The sequence below is a fragment of the Salipiger marinus genome, assembly GCF_900100085.1.
Lineage (GTDB): Bacteria > Pseudomonadota > Alphaproteobacteria > Rhodobacterales > Rhodobacteraceae > Salipiger > Salipiger marinus.
Genome location: NZ_FNEJ01000001.1, coordinates 285,624 through 311,661, shown reverse-complemented (window position 1 = coordinate 311,661; position 26,038 = coordinate 285,624). Strand labels below are relative to the sequence as shown.

29 protein-coding genes are annotated in these 26,038 nt (G+C 67.0%); 19 read left to right on the top strand and 10 right to left on the bottom strand.

Features of this window, described 5'->3' with window-relative positions:
* Positions 1 to 15: 15 nt before the first annotated feature.
* Positions 16 to 375 carry a glycine cleavage system protein GcvH gene (gene gcvH, locus BLR51_RS01585; RefSeq protein WP_089842731.1) on the top strand — a complete coding sequence of 120 codons (360 nt, stop codon included), beginning with the start codon at positions 16 to 18 and terminating at the stop codon, positions 373 to 375.
* Positions 376 to 480: 105 nt separating this feature from the next.
* Positions 481 to 3,330 carry an aminomethyl-transferring glycine dehydrogenase gene (gene gcvP / locus BLR51_RS01580; RefSeq protein ID WP_089842727.1) on the top strand — a complete coding sequence of 950 codons (2,850 nt, stop codon included), beginning with the start codon at positions 481 to 483 and terminating at the stop codon, positions 3,328 to 3,330.
* Between the two features lie 131 nt (positions 3,331 to 3,461).
* On the opposite strand, the gene BLR51_RS01575 is transcribed toward gcvP, so the two are convergent.
* The 3 genes from BLR51_RS01575 to BLR51_RS01565 form a co-directional block, all read right to left on the bottom strand.
* The gene (locus BLR51_RS01575; protein WP_089842723.1) at positions 3,462 to 4,343 is read right to left on the bottom strand and encodes an inositol monophosphatase family protein; all 882 of its coding nucleotides are present in this window, start codon (positions 4,341 to 4,343) and stop codon (positions 3,462 to 3,464) included.
* 67 nt (positions 4,344 to 4,410) lie between these two features.
* The gene (locus tag BLR51_RS01570) at positions 4,411 to 6,936 is read right to left on the bottom strand and encodes an ABC transporter permease (RefSeq protein WP_089842720.1); all 2,526 of its coding nucleotides are present in this window, start codon (positions 6,934 to 6,936) and stop codon (positions 4,411 to 4,413) included.
* Positions 6,933 to 7,625: an ABC transporter ATP-binding protein gene (locus BLR51_RS01565; RefSeq protein WP_089842981.1), complete on the bottom strand. Its 693-nt coding sequence runs from the start codon at positions 7,623 to 7,625 to the stop codon at positions 6,933 to 6,935. Before BLR51_RS01565 ends, BLR51_RS01570 begins: the two co-directional genes overlap by 4 nt.
* A 19-nt stretch (positions 7,626 to 7,644) precedes the next feature.
* Between BLR51_RS01565 and BLR51_RS01560 the strand changes: the two genes are divergently transcribed.
* Positions 7,645 to 8,313 carry an arylesterase gene (locus BLR51_RS01560; RefSeq protein ID WP_089842717.1) on the top strand — a complete coding sequence of 223 codons (669 nt, stop codon included), beginning with the start codon at positions 7,645 to 7,647 and terminating at the stop codon, positions 8,311 to 8,313.
* 6 nt (positions 8,314 to 8,319) lie between these two features.
* On the opposite strand, the gene BLR51_RS01555 is transcribed toward BLR51_RS01560, so the two are convergent.
* Together BLR51_RS01555 and BLR51_RS01550 are read right to left on the bottom strand one after the other, a co-directional pair.
* Positions 8,320 to 8,520: a hypothetical protein gene (locus tag BLR51_RS01555; RefSeq protein ID WP_089842712.1), complete on the bottom strand. Its 201-nt coding sequence runs from the start codon at positions 8,518 to 8,520 to the stop codon at positions 8,320 to 8,322.
* Positions 8,521 to 8,711: 191 nt separating this feature from the next.
* Entirely contained in the window at positions 8,712 to 9,272 is a 561-nt protein-coding gene (locus tag BLR51_RS01550; protein WP_089842709.1) for a L,D-transpeptidase, read from the bottom strand.
* Between the two features lie 140 nt (positions 9,273 to 9,412).
* Here BLR51_RS01550 and trxC point away from each other — a divergent pair, with 140 nt between their 5' ends.
* Positions 9,413 to 9,847, top strand: a complete 435-nt coding sequence (gene trxC, locus BLR51_RS01545; protein WP_131821774.1) for a thioredoxin TrxC — start codon at positions 9,413 to 9,415, stop codon at positions 9,845 to 9,847.
* A gap of 12 nt (positions 9,848 to 9,859) precedes the next feature.
* Here the strand turns inward: trxC and BLR51_RS01540 are convergent, their stop codons facing one another.
* The 3 genes from BLR51_RS01540 to BLR51_RS01530 are packed head-to-tail and all read right to left on the bottom strand — an operon-like array spanning position 9,860 to position 11,335.
* The gene (locus BLR51_RS01540; protein WP_089842705.1) at positions 9,860 to 10,459 is read right to left on the bottom strand and encodes a MotE family protein; all 600 of its coding nucleotides are present in this window, start codon (positions 10,457 to 10,459) and stop codon (positions 9,860 to 9,862) included.
* Entirely contained in the window at positions 10,459 to 10,809 is a 351-nt protein-coding gene (locus tag BLR51_RS01535) for a hypothetical protein (RefSeq protein WP_089842701.1), read from the bottom strand. Before BLR51_RS01535 ends, BLR51_RS01540 begins: the two co-directional genes overlap by 1 nt.
* A gap of 10 nt (positions 10,810 to 10,819) precedes the next feature.
* Positions 10,820 to 11,335, bottom strand: coding sequence for a flagellar basal body-associated FliL family protein (locus BLR51_RS01530; protein WP_089842697.1), 516 nt, complete (start codon positions 11,333 to 11,335; stop codon positions 10,820 to 10,822).
* Between the two features lie 75 nt (positions 11,336 to 11,410).
* Here BLR51_RS01530 and fliF point away from each other — a divergent pair, with 75 nt between their 5' ends.
* The 4 genes from fliF to fliP are packed head-to-tail and all read left to right on the top strand — an operon-like array spanning position 11,411 to position 14,673.
* A complete protein-coding gene (fliF, locus tag BLR51_RS01525; RefSeq protein WP_089842693.1) occupies positions 11,411 to 13,063 on the top strand; it encodes a flagellar basal-body MS-ring/collar protein FliF in 1,653 nt (550 codons plus the stop codon).
* Positions 13,060 to 13,665, top strand: a complete 606-nt coding sequence (locus tag BLR51_RS01520) for a FliH/SctL family protein (RefSeq protein ID WP_089842689.1) — start codon at positions 13,060 to 13,062, stop codon at positions 13,663 to 13,665. The genes fliF and BLR51_RS01520 overlap by 4 nt, the downstream gene beginning before the upstream one ends.
* Positions 13,658 to 13,939: a FliM/FliN family flagellar motor switch protein gene (locus tag BLR51_RS01515; RefSeq protein ID WP_089842686.1), complete on the top strand. Its 282-nt coding sequence runs from the start codon at positions 13,658 to 13,660 to the stop codon at positions 13,937 to 13,939. Before BLR51_RS01520 ends, BLR51_RS01515 begins: the two co-directional genes overlap by 8 nt.
* A gap of 2 nt (positions 13,940 to 13,941) precedes the next feature.
* Entirely contained in the window at positions 13,942 to 14,673 is a 732-nt protein-coding gene (gene fliP / locus BLR51_RS01510) for a flagellar type III secretion system pore protein FliP (RefSeq protein ID WP_089842684.1), read from the top strand.
* 50 nt (positions 14,674 to 14,723) lie between these two features.
* Here fliP and trhO read toward each other — a convergent pair whose 3' ends face one another.
* Positions 14,724 to 15,653 carry an oxygen-dependent tRNA uridine(34) hydroxylase TrhO gene (trhO, locus tag BLR51_RS01505; RefSeq protein ID WP_089842680.1) on the bottom strand — a complete coding sequence of 310 codons (930 nt, stop codon included), beginning with the start codon at positions 15,651 to 15,653 and terminating at the stop codon, positions 14,724 to 14,726.
* Between the two features lie 124 nt (positions 15,654 to 15,777).
* On the opposite strand from trhO, the gene pncA reads away from it, so the two are divergent.
* The 6 genes from pncA (at position 15,778) to BLR51_RS01475 (ending at position 21,847) form a co-directional block, all read left to right on the top strand.
* Complete coding sequence (pncA, locus tag BLR51_RS01500; RefSeq protein ID WP_089842677.1) at positions 15,778 to 16,374, top strand: bifunctional nicotinamidase/pyrazinamidase; 597 nt, start codon at positions 15,778 to 15,780, stop codon at positions 16,372 to 16,374.
* 98 nt (positions 16,375 to 16,472) lie between these two features.
* Entirely contained in the window at positions 16,473 to 17,762 is a 1,290-nt protein-coding gene (gene pncB, locus BLR51_RS01495; protein WP_089842674.1) for a nicotinate phosphoribosyltransferase, read from the top strand.
* 126 nt (positions 17,763 to 17,888) lie between these two features.
* Positions 17,889 to 18,974 carry a histidinol-phosphate transaminase gene (gene hisC / locus BLR51_RS01490; RefSeq protein ID WP_089842670.1) on the top strand — a complete coding sequence of 362 codons (1,086 nt, stop codon included), beginning with the start codon at positions 17,889 to 17,891 and terminating at the stop codon, positions 18,972 to 18,974.
* On the top strand, positions 18,971 to 19,882 hold the full coding sequence (locus BLR51_RS01485) for a prephenate/arogenate dehydrogenase family protein (protein ID WP_089842666.1): 912 nt from the start codon (positions 18,971 to 18,973) through the stop codon (positions 19,880 to 19,882). The genes hisC and BLR51_RS01485 overlap by 4 nt, the downstream gene beginning before the upstream one ends.
* A complete protein-coding gene (locus tag BLR51_RS01480; RefSeq protein ID WP_089842661.1) occupies positions 19,879 to 20,697 on the top strand; it encodes an extensin-like domain-containing protein in 819 nt (272 codons plus the stop codon). Before BLR51_RS01485 ends, BLR51_RS01480 begins: the two co-directional genes overlap by 4 nt.
* A gap of 121 nt (positions 20,698 to 20,818) precedes the next feature.
* Positions 20,819 to 21,847, top strand: a complete 1,029-nt coding sequence (locus tag BLR51_RS01475; RefSeq protein ID WP_089842658.1) for a cytochrome-c peroxidase — start codon at positions 20,819 to 20,821, stop codon at positions 21,845 to 21,847.
* 195 nt (positions 21,848 to 22,042) lie between these two features.
* Here BLR51_RS01475 and BLR51_RS01470 read toward each other — a convergent pair whose 3' ends face one another.
* Complete coding sequence (locus tag BLR51_RS01470; RefSeq protein WP_089842653.1) at positions 22,043 to 22,603, bottom strand: TlpA family protein disulfide reductase; 561 nt, start codon at positions 22,601 to 22,603, stop codon at positions 22,043 to 22,045.
* Positions 22,604 to 22,625: 22 nt separating this feature from the next.
* Here BLR51_RS01470 and argH point away from each other — a divergent pair, with 22 nt between their 5' ends.
* The 5 genes from argH (at position 22,626) to lysA (ending at position 26,024) form a co-directional block, all read left to right on the top strand.
* Entirely contained in the window at positions 22,626 to 24,017 is a 1,392-nt protein-coding gene (argH, locus tag BLR51_RS01465) for an argininosuccinate lyase (protein ID WP_089842649.1), read from the top strand.
* Positions 24,017 to 24,199, top strand: coding sequence for a hypothetical protein (locus BLR51_RS01460; RefSeq protein WP_089842646.1), 183 nt, complete (start codon positions 24,017 to 24,019; stop codon positions 24,197 to 24,199). The genes argH and BLR51_RS01460 overlap by 1 nt, the downstream gene beginning before the upstream one ends.
* 11 nt (positions 24,200 to 24,210) lie before the next feature.
* Complete coding sequence (locus tag BLR51_RS01455) at positions 24,211 to 24,360, top strand: argininosuccinate lyase (protein WP_089842642.1); 150 nt, start codon at positions 24,211 to 24,213, stop codon at positions 24,358 to 24,360.
* Positions 24,357 to 24,668 carry a DUF2834 domain-containing protein gene (locus BLR51_RS01450; RefSeq protein WP_089842638.1) on the top strand — a complete coding sequence of 104 codons (312 nt, stop codon included), beginning with the start codon at positions 24,357 to 24,359 and terminating at the stop codon, positions 24,666 to 24,668. The genes BLR51_RS01455 and BLR51_RS01450 overlap by 4 nt, the downstream gene beginning before the upstream one ends.
* Positions 24,669 to 24,758: 90 nt before the next feature.
* The gene (gene lysA, locus BLR51_RS01445; RefSeq protein WP_089842634.1) at positions 24,759 to 26,024 is read left to right on the top strand and encodes a diaminopimelate decarboxylase; all 1,266 of its coding nucleotides are present in this window, start codon (positions 24,759 to 24,761) and stop codon (positions 26,022 to 26,024) included.
* Positions 26,025 to 26,038: the final 14 nt, after the last annotated feature.

Genomic DNA, 26,038 nt, shown 5'->3' with positions numbered 1-26,038 from the left:
CAACGGGGAAGACCCATGAAATTTACCGAAGAACATGAATGGCTGCGCGTCGAAGGCGATGTTGTGGTGGTGGGCATCACCAGCCATGCCGCCGAACAGCTGGGCGACGTGGTGTTCGTGGAACTGCCCGAAGAGGGCACCACGGTCAGCAAGGATGACGAGGTGGTGGTGATCGAATCGGTCAAGGCCGCGTCCGACATCCTCGCGCCGCTTGATGGCGAGATCGTGGAGGTCAACACCGCCATCGCCGACAACCCCGGCAAGGTCAATGACGACCCCGAGGGCGACGCCTGGTTCTTCAAGATGAAGATCGAGGACATGTCGGATCTCGACGATTACATGGATGAAGCCGAATACAAGGACTTCATCGGCTGAGCCGCGACGGCGGCGCGGCATCTGGCCCGCCGCCGTTCTCCCCCCCTTCGCCACCGGGTGCGGCAGAGCCGTGCCCCTGCCGCGCTTATCCGGGACGGATCCAAGATGCCCTTCACGCCCACCGATTACCTGCCTTACGATTTTGCCAACCGCCGCCATATCGGGCCTTCGCCCAAGGAAATGGCGCAGATGTTCAAGGTTCTGGGCGTCAGCGACCTAGAGGCGCTGATCGCGGACACCGTGCCCGCAGGCATCCGGCAGGACGAGGATCTGGCCTTTGGCAAGCCCATGTCGGAACGCGAGATGCTGTTCCACCTGCGCGAGGTGGCGTCGAAGAACAAGGTGCTGACCTCGCTCATCGGCATGGGCTATCACGGCACCGTCACGCCGCCCGCGATCCAGCGCAACATCTTCGAAAACCCGGCATGGTATACCGCCTATACCCCCTATCAGCCGGAAATCAGCCAGGGCCGGCTGGAGGCGCTGCTGAACTACCAAACCATGGTCAGTGACCTGACCGGGCTCGACATCGCCAATGCGTCGCTGCTGGACGAGGCGACCGCCTGCGCCGAGGCGATGACGATGGCGCAGCGGGTCGCCGGATCAAAGGCCAAGGCGTTCTTCGTGGATGAGAACTGCCACCCGCAGAACATCGCCGTGATGAAGACCCGCGCCGAACCGCTGGGGATCGAGCTGATCGTGGGCGCGCCCGACACGCTGGATCCGGGCCGCGTCTTCGGCGCGATCTTCCAGTATCCCGGCACCCTTGGCCATCTGCGCGATCTCAGCGCCGACATGGCGGCGCTGCACGAGGCGGGCGCCATCGGCATCGTGGCCGCCGACATCATGGCGCTGTGCCTGCTGAAAGAGCCGGGCGCGATGGGGGCCGACATCGCCGTGGGCTCCACCCAGCGCTTTGGCATCCCGCTGGGCTATGGCGGCCCGCATGCCGCCTATATGGCGACCAAGGACGCCTATAAACGCTCCATGCCGGGGCGGATCGTCGGCGTGTCCATCGACAGCCATGGCAACCGCGCCTACCGCCTGTCGCTGCAGACCCGCGAACAGCATATCCGCCGCGAAAAAGCCACCTCGAACGTCTGCACCGCGCAGGCGCTGCTGGCGGTGATGGCGGGCTTTTACGCGGTGTTCCACGGCCCTGACGGGCTGCGCGCCATCGCGCAGCGCATCCACCGCAAGACCGTGCGGCTGGCCCGCGGGCTGGAGGCGGCAGGCTTCAAGGTGGAACCTGCGACCTTCTTCGACACCCTGACCGTGGATGTGGGCCTGCTGCAGGAAGGCGTTCTGCGCGCTGCGGTGAAAGAGGGTGTGAACCTGCGCCGCGTCGGCGAAACCCGGGTTGGCATCACGCTGGACGAGGCGACCCGCCCCGCCACCATCGAGGCGGTCTGGCGCGCCTTCGGCCTGCTGCGCAAGGACGAGGATTTTGCCCCCGATTACCGCCTGCCCGAAGCGCTGCTGCGCGAAACCGCCTATCTGCAGCACGACATCTTCCACATGAACCGCGCCGAAACCGAGATGATGCGCTACATGCGCCGTCTGGCCGACCGCGATCTGGCGCTGGACCGGGCGATGATCCCGCTTGGCTCCTGCACGATGAAGCTCAACTCCGCCGCCGAGATGATGCCGGTCAGCTGGCCGGAATTTGCGGGGCTGCATCCCTTCGCCCCCGCCGATCAGGCGCAGGGCTACACGCAGATGATCGACGACCTGTCCGACAAGCTGTGTCAGGTGACGGGCTATGACGCGTTTTCCATGCAGCCCAATTCCGGCGCGCAGGGCGAATATGCCGGGCTGCTGACCATCGCCGCATGGCAGAAGGCGCGCGGGCAGGGGCAGCGCAATGTCTGCCTGATCCCGGTCAATGCCCATGGCACCAATCCCGCCTCCGCGCAGATGGTGGGCTGGAAGGTGGTGCCGGTGAAATGCGACGAGAAAGGCTCCATCGACCTCGTCGATTTCCGTGCCAAGGCGGAAAAGCACGCCGAGGCGCTTGCGGCCTGCATGATCACCTATCCCTCCACCCATGGCGTGTTCGAGGAAACCGTGCGCGGGGTCTGCGCCATCACCCATGAGCATGGCGGGCAGGTCTATATCGACGGCGCCAACATGAACGCCATGGTGGGCCTGTCGCGCCCCGGCGATCTGGGCGGCGATGTCAGCCACCTGAACCTGCACAAGACCTTCTGCATCCCGCATGGCGGCGGCGGCCCGGGCATGGGGCCGATCGGGGTGAAAGAGCATCTGATCCCGCATCTGCCCGCCCATCCGCTGGAGCAGGGCGGGGCGGGGCCGGTCTCTGCCGCGCCTTATGGCTCGCCCTCGCTGCTGCCGATTTCCTGGGGCTATATCCTGATGATGGGCGGGCCCGGGCTGACGCAGGCGACGCGGGTCGCGATCCTGAACGCCAATTACATCGCCAAGCGGCTCGAGGGCGCCTATACCGTGCTTTACACCGGCCCCACAGGCCGGGTGGCGCATGAATGTATCCTCGACATCCGGCCCTTCGAGAAAAGCGCGGGCGTGACGGTGGAGGATGTGGCCAAGCGGCTGATCGACTGCGGCTTCCACGCGCCCACGATGAGCTGGCCCGTGGCAGGCACGCTGATGGTGGAACCCACGGAATCCGAGACCAAGGCCGAACTGGACCGCTTCTGCGACGCGATGCTGGCCATCCGCGAGGAAATCCGCGCGGTGGAAGAAGGCCGCGCCGACCGCGACAACAACCCGCTGAAACACGCGCCGCACACGATGGAAGATCTGGTGCGCGACTGGGACCGCCCCTATTCCCGCGAACAGGGCTGCTTCCCCCCGGGCGCCTTCCGGGTCGACAAATACTGGCCGCCCGTCAACCGGGTGGACAATGTCTGGGGTGACCGCAACCTTGTCTGCACCTGCCCGCCGATGAGCGCCTATGCCGAGGCTGCGGAATGACCTGAGCGCGGGAGCGAGGGGCCAGCCCCTCGCGCTCCCCGGGATATTTGAGCCAAGAAGAAAGAGCGGACCGTGCTCTTCTTCTTGGTAAAAATATCCCCGCCGGAGGCAAGCCGAAGGCTTTGTGACGCTCAGTCTGCGGGGGCGGGATCCAGCAGCATGGAGAAGGCGTCGCGCAGATCGTCCCATGCGGATCGGGTGGCGGCGACCAGCAGGTAGCCCTCGCGTTTTGCGGCGTTGTATTCCGAGCCGTCCAGCATCGCCACATGGCCCCCGGCGCAGCGCGCGATCAGCGCGCCTGCGGCGTGATCCCAGGGGGTCAGCCGCCCCGAAAGCACAAAATCCACCGAGCCTTGGGCAAAAAGCCGGAACTCATGCGCCGAGCAGCGCAGCGAATGCGCGCGCTCCAGCCGGGGATAGAGTGCGGCAACCTCGGCGCGCTTTTCGGGCGGCAGGTTGTAGAGCGGCACGAACCCGTGGAGATCCTGCAGGGCTCCGCCCGCCGAGACAGACAAGCGCCGCTTCAGACGGCGTTTTGGCAGCAGCATCTCGGCTGGACCGCCGGTTTCGGCCAGCACCACGTCATCCATCACCGGGTCGTAGATCATCCCGAAGACCGGCGTGCCGAAGCGCAGCACCGACAGGATCACGCCGAAGGTGGCGAGGCCCTGCGCGTAATTCCATGTGCCGTCCACCGGATCGATGGTGAAGGCCAGCTCGGCATCCGCCACCTTGTCCAGCACCTCGGGATGGCTGGCCACATGTTCCTCGCCGATGATCAGCGCATGGGGAAAGAGCCGCATCAGGCCGCGGGTGATCATCGCCTCGGCGGCCTTGTCGGCGGCGGTCACCAGATCGTGTCGCCCCGATTTTTCCGCGATGTCGGAGGGATCCAGCGCGCGGAAGCGGGGCAGGATTTCGGACCGGGCCGCGCGGCGCACCAGATTGAGGATGGTCGTGCGTTGCGCCTGTGTCAGCGGGGCCGAAATCGGCATGGGCAGGGAGTCGGTCATGGGTCCGTCCTTGGCAGCCTTTGGGTCGGGTGTGAAGTGCCAGTCCCGCGCGGCGGGCGCAAGACCGCTATTCCCGCGCCCGCAGCACCTGCGCGGGCCGCGCGGCGAGCGGACGCCAGGCGAAGGCGAGCCCGGCCAGCAGCGTGGCCACCACGCCGCCCGCCACGATGCCAAGTGCCGAGGACCAGACCACCGCAAACGACGTCTCCATCAGGAAGACGCTGACCGCCCAGCCCCCGAGGATCCCCGCGCCAAGCGCCACGATGCCCGCCGCCGCCCCCAGGAGCGCCGAGCGCAGCGCGAAGCTTTGCAGGATGCGCGCGCGAGAGGCGCCCAGCGTCTTCAGCACCGCCGCCTCGTAGGTGCGCGCGCCTTCGCCTGCCGCCGCTGCCCCGATCAGCACCAGAAAGCCGGTCAGCAGCGTGGCGGCGGCGCCCCAGCGCACGGCGCCAGAGATGCCTTCCAGCAGTTCGCTGACCCGGTCGATGGCGTCGCGCACCCGGATGGCGGTGATGTTGGGATAGGCATTGGCAAGATCGCGCAGGATCTGCGCCTCGGCCTCGGGCTCGGCATAGACGGTGGAAATGAAGGTATGCGGCGCGCCCGCCAGCGCTGCGGGATTGAGCGTCATCACGAAGCCGATTCCGGCGGTGGAGAAATCCACCTCGCGGAAGCTGGTGATGGTGGCGGTGATGTCGCGGCCAAGGATGTTGACGGTGATCTCGTCACCAAGGCTGAGGCCCAGTTCCTCGGCTTCTTCGGCGGCGAAGCTGATCTGCGGCGCGCCGCTGTAATCCTCGGGCCACCATGTGCCCGCCGTGACGGTGGTGCGGTCGTCGGGGGTGGCGGCATAGGTGATGCCCCGGTCGCCACGCACCACCCAGTGATCGCCCGCCACCTCCTGCGCCGGGCGGCCATTGATGCGGGTGATGACGCCGCGCAGCATGGGCGCGGTGTCGACCCGGCCCACGGCGGGATCGCCTGCCAGCCGGTCCAGATAGCCGTCGATCTGGTTTGGCTGGATGTCGACAAAGAAATACGAAGGCGCCACTTCGGGCAGGTCGCGGCTGATGGCGGAGCGCAGGTTGCCGTCGATCTGGCCGATGGCGGCCAGCACCGACAGGCCCAGCCCCAGCGACAGCACCACCGAGGCAGCGGTGTCGCGCGGCCCGCCGATGGCCCCCAGCGCCCAGCGGAGCGCGGGCCGTCCGCGCGCGGCGGGGGCGGCGCGATGCGCCAGCCAGCGGATGCCGGAGGCCGCCAGCGCAAGGATCACCAGCGCCGCCAGCAGCCCGCCCGCCGTCCAGAGCGTGACGCGCGCATCGCCGGAGAACAGCGCGGCCACCCCCACCAGCAGCGCCAGCAGCAGCGCGGTGGCGATCAGGTAGCGCGGCGCGGGCAGGCCGCGGGCGCTGTCCATGGCATCGCGGAACAGGGTGGCGGCGCGCACCTCTTCGGTGCGGGCCAAGGGCCAGAGCGTAAAGACCAGCGCGGTCAGCAGGCCATAAAGCGCCGCCTCCAGCAGCGGGCCGGGATAGACGGTAAAGACCACCGGCACCGGCAGGGCGCTGGCGATGATCGGGGCAAAGACCAGCGGGATCGCCGCGCCAAGCAGCAGCCCCAGCGCGATGCCCAGCCGCGACAGGGCGCCGATCTGCAGGAAATAGGTCAGAAAGATCGTGTTGCGCGAGGCGCCAAGCGTGCGCAGCGTGGCGATGACGGAGGTCTTGCACGCCAGATAGGCCCGCACCGCCGCCGACACGCCGATGCCGCCCACGGCGAGGCCCGACAGGCCCACCAGCACCAGAAACCGCCCCAGCCGGTCGACGAAGCGGGAAATTCCCGGCGCGCCGTTGCGGGCATCGCGCCAGCGCACGCCGCTGTCGCGGTAGCGCGTCTCGGCCTCGGCCTTCAGCGCGTCCAGATCGCTGCCGGGCGGCAGCAGCAGGCGATACTGCGTCTCGTAGAGCGATCCGGGAGCCAGCAGACCACTTTCCGCCAGTGCCGACGTCGCCACCAGCGTGCGCGGGCCCAGCCCGAACCCGTCGCCCGCATCATCCGGTTCGCGCAGGATGACCGCCGACAGGGTGAACTCCTGCTCTCCCAGCCGGAAGCTGTCGCCGGGGCTTAGCCCCAGCCGGTCGGCCAGCACCGGGGCCATGACCGCGCCGGGCAGATCGCCCCCTGCCAGCGCCTCGGACAGCGGCTGCGGCGGGTCAAGCTCCATCTGGCCGAGCAGCGGATAGGCCTCGTCCACCGCCTTGACCTGCGTCAGCCCGCGTTCGGTCTCGCCCTCCCGGGTGACCGTGGCCATGGATCTGAAATCGGCGATCTCCGACAGGTCGGTGGAGATCTCCTCCAGCCAGCCGCGTTCCTCGGGCGTGGCGAAGCGATAGGTGAATTCCGCCTGCGCATCGCCCCCCAGCAGCACCGCGCCCTGATCCGACAGCCCCTGTTCGATGGCGGTCCGGACCGACCCCACCCCCGCGATGGCCGCCACCCCCAGTGCAAGACAGGCCAGAAAGATGCGGAAACCGCGCAGGCCGCCCCGAAGTTCGCGCCGGGCCAGCCGCGCCGCGATGCGCAGGCTCATTCCGCCGCCCTCGCCAGCGCGTCGTCGATGCGCCCGTCGGTCAGCCGCACCACGCGGTCGCAGCGGTCGGCCAGCTGCCGGGAATGGGTGACCAGCACCAGCGTGGCGCCGTGATCGTCGCGCAGCCCGAACAGCAGATCCATGATCGCCTGCCCGGTGCTGCCGTCCAGATTGCCGGTCGGTTCGTCCGCCAGCAGGATCTGCGGACGTGGCGCCGAAGCGCGCGCCAGCGCCACGCGCTGCTGTTCGCCGCCCGACATCTGCGCGGGGTAATGATCGCTTCGCGAGGCAAGCCCTACCCGGTCGAGTTCGGCGCGCGCCCGGTCAAAAGCATCAGGCGCGCCCGCCAGTTCCAGTGGGGTCGCCACGTTTTCCAGCGCGGTCATGGTCGGGATCAGGTTGAAGGACTGGAACACCACGCCCATGTGATCGCGGCGGAACCGGGCCATGCGGTCCTCGTCCATCCGGGTCAGATCCTGCCCCAGCACCCGCACCTGACCGCTGGTCGCGGCCTCCAGCCCGCCCATCACCATCAGCAGCGAGCTTTTGCCCGAACCGGACGGCCCGACAAGGCCCAGAGTCTCGCCTTTGTGGACCTGCATGGTCAGCCCGTGCAGGATTTCGACCGGGCCGGCATTGCCCCTGAGCTTGAGGGTCACATCTTCTAGGGCAATGATGGGGTCAGGCATGGAGGAAAAGATCCGGGTCATGAGGGGTTTGGTGACATATGGGGCCTTTGCGCGCCTCAGCAAGACAGCGCTGGTGCTGCTGGGCCTCACGGTTCCGGCACAGGCGGAAGGCGTGGATATTCTGGCGCTTGGCGACAGTCTGACCCAAGGTTACGGGCTGGCCGAACAGGAGGGCTTCGTGCCGCAGATGCGCGCATGGCTGGAGGCGCGCGGTCATGAGGTGCGGCTGGTCAATGGCGGCGTGTCGGGGGACACCACGGCGGGCGGGCTGTCGCGCGTCGCATGGTCGCTGTCGCCCGAGATCGACGCGATGATCGTGGCGCTGGGGGGCAATGACCTGCTGCGCGGCATCCCGCCCGAAACCTCGCGCGCCAATCTGGAGGGCATCCTGCAGGAGGCGGAGACGCGCAACCTGCCGGTGCTGCTGGTGGGCATGACGGCGCCGGGCAATTATGGCACCGAGTTCAAGCAGAGCTTCGATGCCATCTATCCGGATCTGGCGCAGGCGCATGACACGCTGCTGTTCGAGGATTTTTTCGAAGGGCTGCGGGTGGAGGGCGCGATGCCCGCCGACATGTCCGCGGTGATGCAGCCCGACAACATCCACCCCAATGCCGAGGGCGTGGCGCAGATTGTGGAAGCTATGGGCCCGGCGGTGGAGGCGCTGATCGCGCAGGCGCAGGAGTAAGGGCAGTCAGTGATGCGCGGCAAGCGGCAGGCCATCCTCCCGCCGCTTGCGCAGCAGGCAGCCCAGAAGCGGCAGCGCGCCGAGAACAAGGCTGGAGGCCAGATAGAAGCCGACGGCATTGAGCAGGGGCATTCCCAGAAACAGCCACGACACCACCGCCGCAAAAAAGCCCAGCGTGCTGCCGACGAGAAATGTCAAAGTGCCCATCGCGTGCCCTGCCTGTGCCATGTCTGACTGTGCACCTTTACCGCTAGAGTCCCATTCTGGCCTGATTGTGGCGCCGTTCTGGTATGATTTCGGCCAGTTAACGAAGCGTTAAAATGCGGGGACGATCCGGCAAAAGGGCTGTGCTCCGGGGCGCGACGGGCGGTTCACCGCCCATCTCTGCCCCGCAACGATCACAGCACGGTCACCGGAGTGCCCACGGGCACCCGTTCATACAGGTCGATCACATGGTCGTTGAGCATGCGGATGCAGCCGTTCGACACGGAGCGGCCAATCGATTCGGGCACCGTGGTGCCGTGGATGCGGTAGAACGTGTCGCGCCCGTTCTGGAACAGATACAGCGCGCGGGCGCCCAGCGGGTTGCCGGGACCGCCGGGCTGGACATAGTCATTGTCCTTGAACCGGCCATAGGTGTCTGGCTCGCGCTCGATCATCTCCATGGTGGGGCGCCATGTGGGCCATTCCTTTTTCACCTGGATGATCGCATCACCGGTGAATTCCAGCCCGGCCTTGCCGACGCCGACGCCATAGCGCAGCGCCTCGCCGGGGCCGGTCACGTAATACAGGAAATGGGCTCGCGGCAGGATCAGAATCTGGCCGGGCTGAAGGTCGCTGCGCATGCGCACCTGCTGCGGACGATAGCGCTTTTCCACCTCGAAAGCATGGGCGGGCGCCGCGGCAGCAAGCGCCGCCCCGGCGGTGGCCGTGGCAACAAATCGGCGTCGGGTGATCATGGTCTGGCTCGTTTCGTCTTTTAAAGCTGTGTCATTGTCGGTCTGCCTGTCGCGAAAGCAATGGGGCAATTGCCCAAGGTGTTGTCGCGATGGCGTTAGGGTCACATATATGTCCGGAAAGATATGTCTGGAGAGGCATCATGGTCAAACTTGTGTGTCTGGACTGCGGTCAGACCAATCGGCTGCCCGAAACCCGGCTTGCGTCCGGGCCAAAATGCGGCGTCTGCGGCGCCGCGCTGCTGGAGGGCAAGGCCCGGGACATCGACCCGGTCACGCTGCAGAAGGCCATCCGCACTGACGACCTGCCGCTGGTGGTGGATTTCTGGGCGCCGTGGTGCGGCCCCTGCCGGATGATGGCGCCGGAGTTTTCCAAGGCTGCGGCGGGGCTGCGCGGGCGGGCGCGGTTGGTGAAGCTGAACACCGAAGACCACCCGCAGGTCTCTGCGGGGTTCGGCATCCGGGGCATTCCCACGATGATCGCCTTTGCCGGGGGCAAGGAGGCGGCGCGGCAGGCGGGCGCGCTGCCCGCCGCCCAGATCGAGGCCTTTGCTGCGCGGGTTTCGCCCGCCGGGTAACCTAGGCCGCGCTTACTCTCTGGGCGCATCGGCGTTGCGCCCGGCGAGGATGACGCTGATGGTATAGGCTTTCTGGGGGGTCAGCCCGGCAAGGATGGCCGAAGCGGCGTCCGGGCGCATCCGTCCCAGAAAGCCTGCGGCAAAGTCGGGATCCATTTCCTCGAAGAGCGCGGCGGCCTGCTTTGGCTTCATCGCCGCATAGACCTGCGTCAGCTGCGCCACGTCATCATCCGCAGCGGTCTGCGCCATGGTCAGCGTGGCGCGCAGCCGCTCTTCCGCCGTCTGCAGGGCGGCCATCTTGCGGTCGATTTCGGTCTCCGCCACGGAAAGCGCCTGCAGCCTTGTGCGCAGGTCAGCCTCCCGCTGCGCCAGCCGGTCTTCGCGCGTCTGCAGCGCCTCCAGTACCGGGGTCAGCCCCTCGTCATTCACGCAGTCACCCACCGTCTGGCCGGGAGCGGCGGTGGTGGTCTCCCTGCCGGGTGCCATCTCTTCCAGCGCCTCCGCCGTGCCGGCGCCGAGCCGCACAAGTGCAGAGGCGACCATCAGCCCGCCGATCACCGCCAGAACGCCCCGGGTGCGGCCCCGGCTTTTCCCAGGCACCCGCCAGCGCATCAGGCCGCCCCGCGCGGATGGCGGAAGAACACCGGATCGGCCACGGGCGGAGGCGCCGGATCCGCGGTGGGCAGGTCATGCATGGCGGCGAGCATGAGCTCCAGCCTTCGGGCCACGTCTTCGGCGCGCTGCGTGGCTTCGGCCAGTGCCGCCGATTTGGTGCCTGCGGCAGCCTGCGCGGCGGCCAGCGTCCGGGTCAGGTCATCCACCTGTGCCGACAGAACGGCGACGGCGCCGCCCACACCCTGCTCCAGATCGGTGAAGCGTGTCAGGCGGCGCGACAGCACGAAACAGTAGAATCCGGCGCCCAGAGCGCCTGCGGCAAGCAGGATATCGGCGATAAGATCCATTCCAACCTCTTCAGTTCAGGACAAATTCGGTCACCAGCAGGTCGCGCACGCGATCCTCCCCGGTCACCAGCTGGATGCGCCGCAGCATCTGCGAGCGTAGCTGGATCAGCGCGCCCTGCGCTTCGACATCCTGCGGTTCCAGCGCGCGCAGATAGGTGTTGAGCACGTCCAGAATGCGCGGCTGCAGCAGCGTCACCTCCGGCAGATGTGCCTGATCCACCTCTAGACTGGCCCGGAAGCGCAGATGCTGCATCGCGGAACCGGGACCGAGCGAGGCGATCAGCTGCGGCAGTTCGAGGAAGGCCACCGTGGCGGCGGGGTCATGTCCTTCCGCCGCGTGCTCGGCCTCCTCCGGATGCGCGGAGTCGCTGCCGCCCCCGATGGGCAGCAGCCCGGACCATGCGGCATAGAACCCGCCGCCGCCGCCCAGAATCGCCAGCACAAGCCCGGCGATGAGGGGCAGTTTCGACGGTTTTTTCTTTGGTGGCTCATCGGCGCCCGCGGCGTCGGCTGTGGCGTCAGTCATTGCCAAACCTCGTTCTCAGATGGGGCCGTTATACCCGGCAGGGACTAACCGATTGTTAAGTCTGATGGTCCAAAGATGAGGTCACCGCACGGAACACCGGAACGGAGAACGACCTTGCTGCAACTCGCGACAGTCTGGAACACGTTGGGCGCGCGCCGCCGGATGGTGGTGCTGGGGGCCACGATCGTCACGATTCTGGCCGTGCTCGGCATGGCGCGCCTCGCCTCCGCGCCGGAGATGACGCTGCTTTACGCGGGTCTTGAAAACGACGCGGCAGGGGATGTGGTGGCGGCGCTGGAACAGCGCGGCGTTCCTTATGAGGTGCGCGGCGGGGCGATTCTGGTGCCGATGGCGCAGCGCGACGCCCTGCGCATGACGCTGGCAAGCGAGGGACTGCCGCCCAACAGCGTGCAGGGCTATGAACTGCTGGACGGGCTGTCGGGCTTCGGCACCACCTCCCAGATGTTCGACGCGGCCTATTGGCGCGCGAAGGAGGGCGAGCTTGCGCGGACCATCGTCGCGAGCCCGGACATTGCCAGCGCGCGGGTGCATATCGCCAATTCGACCGCCAACCCCTTCCAGCGCGACGTGACGCCTTCGGCCTCGGTCTCGGTCACGACCACCGGGCAGGGGCTGTCCCCGGTGCAGGCGCGCGCGCTCCGGCATCTGGTCGCCTCCGCCGTGCCGGGGCTTCTGGCCGAGCATGTGGCGGTGATTGACGGGCGGTCCGGGCTGGTGGGGGCCGAGGACGACCCCGGCATCGGACTGTCGGCGGAGGACCGGGCGGCGGCGCTGCGGGACCGGGTGCAGCGTCTGGTGGAGGCGCGCGTGGGGCTTGGCAATGCCGTGGTCGAGGTCAGCGTCGACACGGTCACCGAAAGCGAATCGATCCGGGAGCGTCGCTTCGATCCGGAGGGGCGCGTCGTGATCTCGACCGATACCGAGGAACAGAGCAGCACCGCGCAGGATTCGGGCGGGGGCCCGGTCAGTGTTGCCTCGAATCTGCCGGATGGCGAGGCGGGGGGCGAGCAGAGCTCCAACAGCAACAGTGCCGAAACCCGCGAGCGCGTGAATTACGAGATTTCGGAAACCATGCGGGAGGTGACGCGGCTGCCCGGCGCGATCAAGCGGCTGAGCGTCGCGGTGCTGGTCAACGGCACCTATACCGAAGGGGCGGACGGCGTGCCGCAGTTCGTGCCGATGCCGGAAGAGCAGATCACCGCGCTGCGCGACCTCGTGGCCTCTGCCGTGGGATTCGAGGAAGCGCGGGGCGACGAGATCACGCTGCGCTCGCTGCCCTTCGAGCGGCCCGAAGGTCTGGGCACCGGCCCGGTGGAGCAGGACTGGCTGGCGCTGTCGCTGGATCCCATGTCGCTGATCCAGATGGCCATTCTCGCGGTGGTGGCGCTGATTCTCGGCCTCTTTGTGGTTCGGCCCATCCTTGCCGCTCCGGCGGGACCGGCCCTTGCCGCACAGGGACAGGCGCTGGCCCTGCCCGGCGCCAGCGGAGGATCGGCGCTGACCGGCGAAATCGACCCGGATGACGGCTTCATGCCGATGAACTCGCTTGGCGGCGGCGGCGACTTTGGCGGGATGGGCATGATCGATTTTGACGCGCCCACGGTCGAAGACCCGGTGGACCGCCTGCGCAGCCTGATCGAACAGCGCAAATCTGAAACGGTGGAAATCCTGCGCAGCTGGCTTGACGAGACGGAGGAGGCGAAATGACCCGGATCCGCGCCTTTCTCGAAGATTTTGGCGGCCCGCGCCGGGATCAGGAGCCGGTTTTGGCCAAGGCCAGCGTGGCGGAACTGGAAACCACCAAGCTGGAGGCCTTCGAGACGGGGTATCGCGCGGGCTGGGATGACGCGATCAAGGCCCAGACCGAGGATCAGAGCCGGATCTCCAGCGATTTTGCGCAAAATCTTCAGGATCTGTCCTTCACCTATCACGAGGCCTACCGGCAGGTGATGAACGGCATGTCGCCGCTTCTGGAAGAGATTGTCAGTGCCCTGATGCCGAAGGTGCTGGCGGAATCTCTGGGGCTGCACGTGATCGAGCATCTGCAGCGCATGGCCGCCGAGATCGGCACGCTGGACGTGGTCATTTCCGTCGCCCCCGGCAGCGCCGCCAGCGTCCTGCCGCTGCTCGACCGGGATTTCGGCTTTCCGCTGCAGATTCAGGAGGATCCATCTCTCGCGGAAGGTCAGGCCGACATCCGCTTCGCGGAGATCGAGCGGCAGGTGGATCTTAGCGGGCTGGCACAGGACATCGCGCAGGCAGTTCATGGATTTGCGCAGGAAAACCGGAGGAAGATCGCTCATGGATGATATCAGGGACGGCGCCGGGACGGCCACGCCTTTCACCTCTGTCCCGATCGAGATCACCGTCTCGGTCGGCCGTGCCCGCCCGCTGGTGCGGGATCTGCTGAAGCTGGGCGAAGGCTCGGTGCTGACGCTGGACAAGCGTCTGGAGGATCCGGTGGAGCTTTATGTGGGTGACCGGCTTATCGGCATCGGTGCGCTGGAAGTGGTGGAGGGCGGTGAAAACGGCCAGCTTGCGGTGCGGTTGACCGAAGTGGTCGATCTGAAAAGCCCGGCCTGACGATGGCGCGTCTGCCGGGGCTGGTTCTTGGGGCGCTTCTGCTGGTTCTGCCGCAACTGGCGGGAGCGCAGCAGATTTCGGTCGATCTGGGGCAGGGGGGATCCGTCACGGCCACCAGCCTGCAGCTGATCGCGCTGATCACCTTGCTGAGCCTCGCGCCGGGCATCGCCATCATGGTGACCTGTTTTCCGTTTCTCGTCACGGTGCTGGCGATCCTGCGGCAGGCGATCGGGCTGCAGCAGTCGCCTCCGAACATGCTGATCGTCAGCCTCGCGCTGTTTCTGACCTATTTTATCATGGAGCCGACTTTTACCGCCGCATGGGCGGAGGGCATCCAGCCCCTGCTTGAAGAGCGGATCGACCTGGCGGAGGCGGCAGAGCGCGCGCTGGTGCCCTTCCGCGGCTTCATGGCGAGCCGTGCCTATCCGGAGACCTTTGCCGCGATGGCGGATCTGCGCCCGGACACGCGCGGCAGCGGGTTGGCGCCCGAGGCACCGCTGTCCGTGCTGATCCCCAGCTTCATGCTTTCCGAAATCTCGCGGGCTTTTCAGGTGGGATTTCTGATCTTTCTGCCGTTTCTCATCATCGATCTGGTGGTCGCGGCGGTGCTCATGTCCATGGGCATGATGATGGTGCCGCCCGCCATCGTCTCCCTGCCGTTCAAGCTGGCCTTCTTCGTGCTGGCTGATGGCTGGGCGCTGGTGTCGGGCGCGCTGGTCCGGAGCTATTTCTGATGGGGGTTGGGGCGCAGTCGCGGCAGATCAGGGTGCCGCCCGGGCAGGGCTCAGGCCGGGCCGTATTCGTCCGGCAGATCGGCGTGAAGATGGCGGTCGCCGCGCGCGCGGGCCAGCGCGATCTGTTTCTGGCGCTCGCGGAAGCGGCCCTTGTCCTCGTCCGTGGTCTCGTCGCGGCACTGGTGGCAGGACACGCCTTCCTCGAATTCCGGGCGCGCGCAGTCTTCGGGCAGGATCGGACGGCGGCAGGCATGACACAGCTCATGCGGGCCCTCGCGCAGCCCATGTTCCACCGACACCCGCCCGTCAAAGACGAAACAGGCGCCCTGCCACGCGCTTTCGGCCTCCGGAACCTCCTCCAGATATTTCAGGATGCCGCCCTTGAGGTGATACACTTCCTCAACCCCCTGACCCAGCAGCCAGTTGGTGGATTTTTCGCAGCGGATGCCGCCGGTGCAGAACATCGCGATGCGCTTGTTGTGGAACCGCGCCTTGTTCTGCTCCCACCATGCAGGAAACTCGCGGAAGCTGCGGGTGGCGGGATCGACGGCGCCTTCGAAGCTGCCGATCGCCACTTCGTAATCGTTGCGGGTGTCGATCACCACCACATCCGGGGCGCGGATCAGATCGTTCCACGCGGCGGGTTCCACATAATGCCCCACCTTGGCCCGGGGATCGACGCCGGGCTGGCCCATGGTGACGATCTCGCGCTTGAGCCGAACCTTCATCCGCGCAAAGGGGCGCGTGCTGGCGGTGGACAGCTTGCACTCCAGATCGGCGCAGCCCGGCAGCGCCCGCAGATAGGCGAGCACCCGGTCGATGCCAGCGGCGGGCCCGGCGATGGTGCCATTAAGACCCTCGCCCGCCAGCAGCAGCGTGCCGGTGATGGCCTCGGCGCGGCACAGATCCAGAAGCGGCCCGCGCAGCGCGCCGGGCTCGTCGAAGCGGGTGAAGTGATAGAGCGCGCAGACCGTAAACATGGGGCCGAAATAGCGCGTCCGGCGCGCCCCCGCAATCGGCTGAACCGCCGCAGGTCAGGTGCTGCCCCGCCCATTGACGCAGGCGCCGCAGCTGCCTACGCCTTGGGGCAAAGGAGGCCGCGCCATGTCCCATGCCCTGCTCGTGATCGATGTGCAGCTGGATTTCTGTCCCGGCGGCGCGCTGGCCGTGCCGGAGGGGGATGCGGTGGTGGCGCCCGTCAACGCGATGATGCCGGGGGCGGGCACCGTGGTGCTGACGCAGGACTGGCATCCGGCGGGACATTCCTCCTTTGCGTCCAGCCACCCGGGGCAGCCCGCCTTTGCGCAGGTCATCATGCCCTATGGTCCGCAGGTGCTGTGGCCCGACCATTGCGTGACCGGCAGCCCGGGCGCGGAGTTTCACCCGGGGCTGGACACCTCCCGCGCCGATCTGGTGATCCGCAAGGGCAGCAACCCCGCCATCGACAGCTATTCGGCGTTTTTGGAGAACGATCATGTCACGCCGACCGGGCTCGACGGCTATCTGCGCAGCCGGGGCGTCACCCGGCTGACCATGGCGGGGCTGGCGCTGGATTTCTGCGTGGCGTTTTCGGCGCTGGATGCGGCACGGCTGGGCTTTGCCGTGACGGTCCGGCAGGAGGCCTGCCGCGCCATCGATCTGGACGGCTCTCTGGCGCGGATGCGCGACCAGATGCGCGCCGCCGGGGTCACGCTGGCCTGATCCGGACCGAAGCCCCGGGAGAGGCGCGGAAAAACCGCTTGGACGCGCCGGACCGGATCGCCTATCACGGGGACGTGCACCCCGGAGGAGAGGCCGTCTTGGACATCGCGACCCGTGTCTGGAACCACAAGTGGAAGATCGATCCGATTGTCCGGTCCCTGATCGACACCGATTTTTACAAACTGCTCATGTGTCAGTCGGTCTATCACAACCGCCGTGACACCAAGGTGACGTTCAGCCTGATCAACCGGTCCAAGGACGTGCCGCTGGCGGAACTGATCGACGAGGGGGAGCTGCGCGAACAGCTGGATCACATCCGGTCGCTGTCGCTGACCCGGGGCGAATCCACATGGCTGCGCGGCAACACCTTTTACGGCAAGCGCCAGATGTTCCGCCCCGATTTCATGGAATGGTTCGAGGCGCTGCGCCTGCCGCCCTATTTTCTGGAGCGGGTGGGCGACCAGTATGAGCTGACCTTCGAAGGGTCATGGCCCGAGGTCATGCTGTGGGAAATTCCCGCGCTGGCGGTGCTGATGGAACTGCGCGGCCGGGCCGTGCTGAAACATATGGGCCGGTTCGAACTGCAGGTGCTTTACGCCCGCGCCGCCACCAAGCTCTGGGAAAAGATCGAACGTCTGCGCGACCTGCCGGATCTGCGCATCGCGGATTTCGGCACAAGGCGGCGGCACAGCTTCCTGTGGCAGGACTGGTGCGTGCAGGCCATGGTCGAGGGGCTGGGGCCGCGGTTCACCGGCACCTCCAACTGCCTGATCGCCAAGAACCGCGATCTGGAGGCGATCGGCACCAACGCCCATGAACTGCCCATGGTCTATGCCGCGCTGGCCGAGGATGACGCGGCGCTGGCCCGCGCGCCTTATGACGTGCTGGCCGACTGGCAGCGCGAACACGAGGGCAACCTGCGCATCATCCTGCCCGACACCTATGGCACAGAAGGATTCCTGCGCCATGCCCCCGACTGGCTGGCGGGCTGGACCGGCATCCGCATCGACAGCGGCGCACCGGAACAGGGCGCCGAAACCGCGATCCGCTGGTGGCAGGAGCGCGGCGAGGATCCGCGCGACAAGCTGGTGATCTTTTCCGACGGGCTGGATGTGGAAAAGATGACGTCGCTTTACCGCACCTTCTCCGGTCGCGTGCGGGTGTCGTTTGGCTGGGGCACGCTGCTGACCAATGATTTCCGCGGGCTGGCCCCGGACGACCGGCTCGCGCCGTTCAGTCTGGTCTGCAAGGCGATCAGCGCCAATGGTCACCCCACGGTCAAGCTGTCCGACAACCCGATGAAGGCGATGGGGCCCGAGGACCAGATCGCGCGCTACAAGCGGGTGTTCGGGGTGGGCGAGCAGCAGCGGATCGACATTCTGGTCTGACCCGCGCCGCCGCCGCGCATCCCACGGGCAGACCTGCAATTTCGCGAAAGGCCGCGCCGCGCCAAGGCTGGCAAGTGGCGGCGGAGCGCGGTAGAACGTGGCGGCATTCAATCTGGGGAACGTCACATGGCTGGCATCGCACCGCAACCGGGCATCATGGATATCGAGCTCTACGTGGGCGGGAAATCCCATCTGCCCGGGATGGCCAACGTCATCAAGCTCAGCTCCAACGAAAACCCCTTCGGCCCGTCGCAGGCGGCGCAGGAGGCGGTGCGGCGCGTGGTGCATGAAATGCACCGTTACCCCTCTTCGGATCACGCCGAACTGCGGCAGGCCATTGGCGAGACGTGGGGGCTGGATCCGGAGCGGATCATCTGCGGCGCGGGCTCGGACGAGGTCATCGCCTTTCTCTGTCAGGCCTATGCCGGGCCGGGGGACGAGGTGATCCACACCGAACACGGCTTTGCCATGCACCGGATTTCCGCGCTGGCGGCGGGCGCCACCCCCGTGGAGGTGGCCGAACAGGACCGCGTGGTCAGCGTCGACAACATCCTTGCCGGCTGCACCGCCCGCACCAAGCTGGTCTTCGTCGCCAACCCCGCCAACCCCACCGGCACCATGATCGGTCTGGCAGAGCTGGAGCGGCTGGCCGAGTCGCTGCCGCCGCAGGCGCTGCTGGTGATCGACAGCGCCTATGCCGAATATGTCGAAGGCTATGATGGCGGCGCAAAGCTTGCCACGCAGCGCGACAACGTGGTGATGACCCGCACCTTTTCAAAGCTTTACGGGCTGGGCGGCATGCGTGTGGGCTGGGGTTACGGCCCGCAGGCCATCATCGACGTGCTGCAGCGCGTGCGCGGGCCGTTCAACATTTCGGGAATGGCGCTGACCGCCGCCGAGGCTGCGATCCGCGACACCGCCTATGTGGAAAAATGCCGTGCCGAAAACGCCCGGATGCGCGCGTGGCTGGGCGAGGCGCTGGCCGAACATGGCGTGTCATCGGATGCCTCGACCGCCAATTTCATCCTTGCGCGCTTCGCCAGTCAGGCCGAGGCCGAGGCCTGCGACATCTATCTGCAGGGGCAGGGGGTGCTGGTGCGCCGCACCACCGGCTACAAGCTGCCGCATGCGCTGCGCATCACCGTGGGCGACGAGGCGTCGTGTCGCCGGGTCGCGCATTTGATCGGGCTGTTCAAGGCAGGCGCCCGATGAGCTATCCGCGCGTCGCATTGCTGGGTCTGGGGCTGATCGCCTCGTCGATGTTCTGGGCGATGAAACGCGCCGGCATGGACAGCCATGTGACCGGATATGCCCGGTCGCAGGCGACCCGCGACACGGCGCGGCGGCTGGGGCTCTGCCACGAGGTCTGCGACAGCGTGGCAGAGGCGGTGCGCGATGCCGATCTGGTGGTGCTGGCGGTGCCGGTGGGCGCAATGGGCGAGCTGGCCGAGGCGATGGCGCCGCATCTGAAGCCGGGCTGCACCGTCACCGATGTGGGCTCGGTCAAGCAGGCGGTGATCGACGCGGTGCGCCCGCATCTGCCCGAGGGCGTGGAGTTCGTGCCCGCGCATCCCATGGCGGGCACCGAACATTCCGGCCCCGATGCGGGCTTTGCCTCGCTTTACGACAACCGCTGGTGCCTGATCGTGCCGGAGGGCGCGTCGGAACAGGCCACCGCGCGGCTGGAGGCCTATTGGCAGGCGCTGGGCGCCAATACCGAGCGCATGGAGGTGGAGCATCACGATCTGGTCTGCGCCGTGGTCAGCCATATCCCGCATCTCATCGCCTATACGATGGTGGGCGTGGCCGACGACCTGCGTCGCGTCTCCGATCAGGAGGTCATCAAGTTTTCCGCCGCGGGGTTCCGGGATTTCACCCGCATCGCCGCCTCGGATCCGACCATGTGGCGCGACGTGTTCCTGACCAACAAGCCCGCCACGCTGGAAATTCTGGGCCGCTTCACCGAAGAGCTGTTTGCCCTGCAGCGCGCGATCCGCACCGGCGACGGGCAGCTTCTGTTCGATTATTTCACCCGCACGCGGGAGATCCGGCGCGGCATCCTGCAGGCGGGGCAGGATACGGATGCCCCGGATTTTGGCCGCGCGGCGGTGCGGAAATGACGGCGCGGCTGGCAGGCCTGTGCTGCGCGCTGCTGGTCTGGGCGGCGCCCGCGCTTGCCGCGCCGGAGCGGTCGCTGCATCCGGTGGCCCGGCCCGACGCCACGCCCGAGACGATCCGGCGCGAGCTGAAGGAGGCGGGCATCCCCGGCTTCAACCCGCAGGATGTGATGCCGCTTGTGGTGCGCAGCTTTGCCGCCCGCTCGCCGCAGGCGGTGGGCCGGTCTCCGCGCCCCGCCGCGCGCCCCGGTGCGGTGGTGCAGCGCGCCATGGCCCGCCAGCGCGAGCAGGTGCGGGGCTCGGTCTGCGGTGATCCCGACCTGCAGGGCGAAGAGGTTGGTTTTGTCCCCGGCAAGCTGCCCGGCTGCGGCATGGGCGAGGCGGTGCGGCTGCGCTCGGTCTCTGGCGTGGCGCTCAGCCAGCAGGCGCTGATCGACTGCCCGACCGCGAAGGCGCTGAAACGCTGGACCGAAGGCGCGGTGATGCCCGCCGTGGGCAGCATCGGCGGCGGCGTCGCAGGGCTGCACGTGGCGGCGCATTACGTCTGCCGGTCGCGCAACAACGTGCCCGGTGCGGCGGTCAGCGAACATGGCCGTGGCAAGGCGATCGACATTTCCGCCATCCGCCTGCGCGACGGGTCCGACATCAGCGTGCTGCGCGACTGGGGCCGCGGGTCAAAGGGCCGGGCGCTGGCGCGGATGCACAAATCCGCCTGCGGCACATTCGGCACGGTGCTGGGGCCGGGGTCGGACGGCTATCACGAAGACCATCTGCATCTGGACACCGCCCGCCACGGCAACGGCGCCTACTGCCGCTGAGCCGCGCCGACTTGCGCCAGATCAAGGCGGGTAAAGCCCGTTCTTATAACGATTCCAATCGGAAACGCGCCCGCATCCCGAACGGAGTCCCTTCATGTTCTTGCAAGCCAAGATCCCCCTTATGGCCCTGTCCCTGATCCTTTCCGCGCAGGTGGCCCCTGCGCAGGAGGATCTGCGCGCGCTGGCGCTGGACATCTTCTCGCCGCTGCCCTCCACCCTGCCTGCGGTGGCCAATAACCCCCTGACGCCGGACAAGATCGCCTTGGGCAAGGCGCTGTTCTTTGATCCGCGCATCTCTGCCTCGGGGGTGTTTTCCTGCAATTCCTGCCACAACCTTGCCACGGGCGGCGATGACAACCTTGAAACCTCCATCGGCCATGGCTGGCAGAAGGGGCCGCGCAACGCGCCCACCGTGCTGAACGCGGTGTTCAACGGGGCGCAGTTCTGGGATGGCCGCGCGCCAGATCTGGCGGCGCAGGCCAAGGGCCCGGTGCAGGCCGGGGTGGAAATGGCCAACACGCCTGAAAACGTGGTCGCCACGCTCAAGTCGATGCCGCAGTATCAGGACTGGTTCCGCGCCTCCTTTCCCAAGGAGACCGACCCGGTCACCTTTGACAACTTCGCGCGCGCCATCGAAGCCTATGAGGCGACGCTGCTGACGCCCTCGCCCTTTGATGCTTGGCTGAACGGCGATGACGCGGCGCTGAATGACCAGCAGGTGGCGGGGCTGCAGCTGTTCATCGATTCCGGCTGTGCGGCCTGTCACAGCGGCATCAACCTTGGCGGGCAGGAGTATTATCCGTTCGGCCTGATCGAAAAGCCGGGGGCAGAGGTGCTGCCCGAAGGCGACAAGGGCCGCTTTGCCGTGACCGAAACCGTGGATGACGAATATGTCTTCCGTGCCGCCCCCCTGCGCAACATCGCGGTGACCGCGCCCTATTTCCATTCGGGCAAGGTCTGGGATCTGAAGGTCGCGGTGGAGATCATGGCCAGTTCGCAGCTTGGGACGGATCTGACTGTCGAAGAAGCCGAGGGAATCGTGGCCTTCCTTGGCAGCCTGACCGGCACCCTGCCAGAGGTGGTCTATCCGGTGCTGCCCGCAGAAACTGCGGCAACACCGCGTCCCTCCGGCGAAATATCTGTGGAGTGACGAGAAATCTTTGCAACCTTTGGTCCGGATGCGGCGTTCGTTAACGTCTGATTAACGAATACATGCGCATATACGGTTCAAAGGTTCGGTGACGAGTTCAAATCCGCAGTAGGGTACGAGTGTAAGGCCGGAAAGCGCGTGCGGTCGCGCTTTCCGGCCTTGGTTTTTCTGGCGCCAGCTTCGCCAGTGCCCCGGTCAGCTTTCGGGGCCCATCAGTGCTGACAGCACCGCGCGCGCATTGTCGGAGGCCCAGTCGACATCCCCGGTCAGCCGCGCCACCTCCTGCCCCTCGGGGTTCAGGATCACGGTGACCGGCAGGCCCAGCACCGCCATTTCGCGCGCAAGCCCGGATTTCGGGTCACGGTGCAGTGGCAGGTTGTCGACGCCGATTTCTTCAAAAAACTCTTCCATCGCGGGGGGCGGATTGCGCCCGGTGGCGATGGTCACCACCTCGAAGCTGTCGCCGCCCATATCGGTCTGCAGGGCGGACAGATGCGGCATCTCCTCGCGGCAGGGGGCGCACCATGTGGCCCAGAAATTGACCAGCACCCATTTGCCCTGCCAGTCGGACAGGGACAGCGGCGCGCCGTCAAAATCGGTGAAGCCGGTCTGCCCCGCCGGTTTCGGCTCGGGATGGAAGACCAGTTTCTTCATTTCGCCTTCGCGCAGCGCGCTGGCGGCCGCACTGTCGGCCAGAGCCGGATTTGCAAGCGCAACAGCGGCAGTATAAAGGATCGCCAAGGCTAGGTGTTTCATCTTCCCTCCGGAAAGGCAGGACATGTCGGACAAGACCTCGAACCAGATGTGGGGTGGCCGCTTCGCCGCCGGACCCGATGCGATCATGGAGGCGATCAACGCTTCCATCGGGTTCGACAAGCGACTTGCGGCGCAGGATATCGCCGGATCGAGGGCCCATGCCGCCATGCTGGCCGCCACGGGCATCGTGGACAGTAACGACGTGGAGGCGATCCGGGAAGGTCTGCTCACGGTCTTGTCAGAGATCGACGAAGGCCGCTTCGTCTTTTCCACCGCGCTGGAAGACATCCACATGAACGTGGAGGCGCGGCTGAAGGATCTGATCGGCGCCCCGGCGGGCCGCCTGCACACGGCGCGCAGCCGCAACGATCAGGTGGCGACCGATTTCCGACTGTGGGTGCGCGACCAGTGCGACGCGGCGGAAGAGGGGCTGCTGGCGCTGATGCGCGCGCTTGTGACACAGGCCGAGGCGGGCGCCGACTGGGTCATGCCCGGTTTCACCCATCTGCAGACCGCGCAGCCGGTGACATGGGGCCATCACATGCTGGCCTATGTGGAAATGTTCGCCCGCGACCTGTCCCGCATCCGCGACGCCCGTGCCCGCATGAACGAAAGCCCGCTTGGCGCCGCAGCCCTTGCCGGCACCGGCTTTCCCATCGACCGCCACATGACCGCCGATGCGCTGGGATTCGACCGGCCCATGGCCAACAGTCTGGATGCGGTGTCCGACCGGGATTTTGCGCTGGAATTCCTGTCCTGCGCCTCGATCTGCGCGATGCACCTGTCGCGCTTTGCCGAAGAGCTGGTGATCTGGTCCTCGGCGCAGTTCCGGTTCGTGACGCTCAGCGACCGGTTCTCCACCGGCTCGTCGATCATGCCGCAGAAAAAGAACCCCGACGCGGCGGAACTGATCCGCGCCAAGGTGGGCCGCATCTTCGGGGCCAATGTCGCGCTGATGATGGTGATGAAGGGGCTGCCGCTGGCCTATTCCAAGGACATGCAGGAAGACAAGGAACAGGTCTTTGACGCCGCCGACAACCTGATGCTGGCGCTGGCCGCGATGGAGGGCATGGTGCGCGACATGGCCGCCAATGTTCCCAGTCTGGAACGCGCCGCCGCCTCGGGTTTTTCCACCGCCACCGATCTGGCCGACTGGCTGGTGCGCGACACCGGCCTGCCGTTCCGCGATGCCCACCATGTCACCGGCGCGCTGGTCGCGCTGGCCGAGAAAAAGGGCTGCGATCTGCCCGACCTCACGCTGGACGAGATGAAATCCGTTCACGAGCCCATCACCGAGGCTGTTTTTGGTGTGCTGGGTGTGCATAATTCGGTGGCAAGCCGCACAAGCTTTGGCGGCACCGCCCCCGCCCGCGTGCGCGAGCAGGTGGCCCGCTGGAAGGATACGCTGGGATAATGCGCCATACCGGATCCGCGCTGGTCTGTCTGGCCCTGCTGACCGCCTGCGGTCCGCCGGAGGACGATCCCCGGATCCGGCCCAGCGTCGACACCAATGTCGTGCTGACCCCGGACGGGATCCGCACTTCGACCGGCGTGTCGGTCCGCAGCGGGCCGGTCAGCCTTGGGGTGCATCTGTGAAGGAAACCGCCATGCGTCTGTGTCTTGCTCTGGGGCTTCTGGCCCTGACCGCTGCCTGCGGCGCCGATGGCGCCCCGGAACGGCCCGAGCCGCAGCCCCGGTCGGGCCCCGGCGTGTCGGTCAGCATCAGCGGCTCCGCCGAAATGGGCATCAGCGGGTGATCCGCCTGCGCCACCTCTGGCTGGCGCTTGCGGTCTGGGGGGCGGTGCATCCGCTCTGGCATCTGGGGGGCTTCCTGAGCGGGGGCGGCCAGCTTGCCGATCTGCCCGGCCTCTGGACCGCCAATGCCGCCGTCACCGCGCTCAGCTGGGATCTGATGATCGCGGCCAGCGTGCTCAGCCTCTGGTGCCTGTCGGAAGTGGCGGTGCGGCGCAACTGGTCGGCGCTGCTGGCGCTGCCTGCCACATGGCTGGTGGGCGTCAGTTTCGGCCTGCCGCTTTATCTCTGGCTGCGCAGCCGCCCGGTCTGAGGACAGCTTCCCAAGCGGCAGCTTTTCCAGTATCCCCCGCGCCGGGCCGGGTCACGGCCAGACCGACAGACGGACGGACACGGGGGCACCATGGACCATTTTCTGTATCGCAACGGGCAGCTCCATGCCGAGGACGTGCCGGTGGCCGAAATCGCCGCCGCCGTGGGCACCCCCGTCTACATCTATTCCACCGCAACACTGCTGCGCCATTTCCGGCTGTTCGACGAGGCGCTGGACTGGGGGCCGCATCTGGTCTGCTACGCGATGAAGGCAGCGTCCAATCAGGCGATCCTGACCACGCTGGCGCAGGCGGGGGCGGGCATGGATGTGGTGTCGGGCGGCGAATATGCCCGCGCCCGCGCCGCAGGCGTGCCCGGCGACCGCATCGTGTTTTCCGGCGTGGGCAAGACCCGGGCTGAAATCCGCACCGCGCTGGAAGGCGGCATCCGCCAGTTCAACATCGAAAGCGAACCCGAGATGGAGGCGGTGTCCGACATCGCCGCCGCCGTGGGGATCTCGGCCCCCGTGACCATCCGCGTCAATCCCGATGTCGACGCCAAGACCCATGCCAAGATCGCCACCGGCAAGTCGGAGAACAAGTTCGGCATTCCCATCGCCCGCGCGCGCGAGGTCTATGCCCGCGCCGCCGCCCTGCCGGGCCTGCGGGTGGTCGGGATCGACGTGCATATCGGCTCGCAGCTGACGCAGCTTGAGCCGTTCCGGCAGGCTTATCGCAAGGTGGCCGACCTGACCCGCGCGCTGCGCGAGGACGGGCATGACATCCTCCGGCTGGATCTGGGCGGGGGTCTGGGCATTCCCTATACCCGCAGCAACGAAGCGCCGCCGCTGCCCACCGATTACGGCCAGATGATCCGCGAGGAACTGGGCGATCTGGGCTGCGAGATCGAGATCGAGCCGGGCCGCCTGATCGTCGGCAATGCCGGGATCCTCGTGTCGCAGGTGATCTATCACAAGCAGGGCGAGGGGCGGGATTTCCTGATCCTTGACGCCGCGATGAACGATCTGATCCGGCCCGCCATGTATGACGCCCATCACGACATCGTCCCGGTGGTGGAGCCTGACACGGGGGTGGAACAGGCGCTGTTCGACATCGTGGGACCGGTCTGCGAAACCGGCGACACCTTTGCCCGCGCCCGCCCCATGCCCCCCGTCGGGCCCGGCGATCTGGTGGCCTTCCGCTCTGCCGGGGCCTATGGCGCAGTGATGGCGTCGGAATACAACACCCGCGCGCTGGTGCCCGAGGTGCTGGTGAACGGCGATCAATTCGCTGTCATTCGCCAGAGACCGAGCTTTGACGAGATCATAAAGCGCGATAGCATCCCTGCGTGGCTGTAAGGACCTCCCTGCGG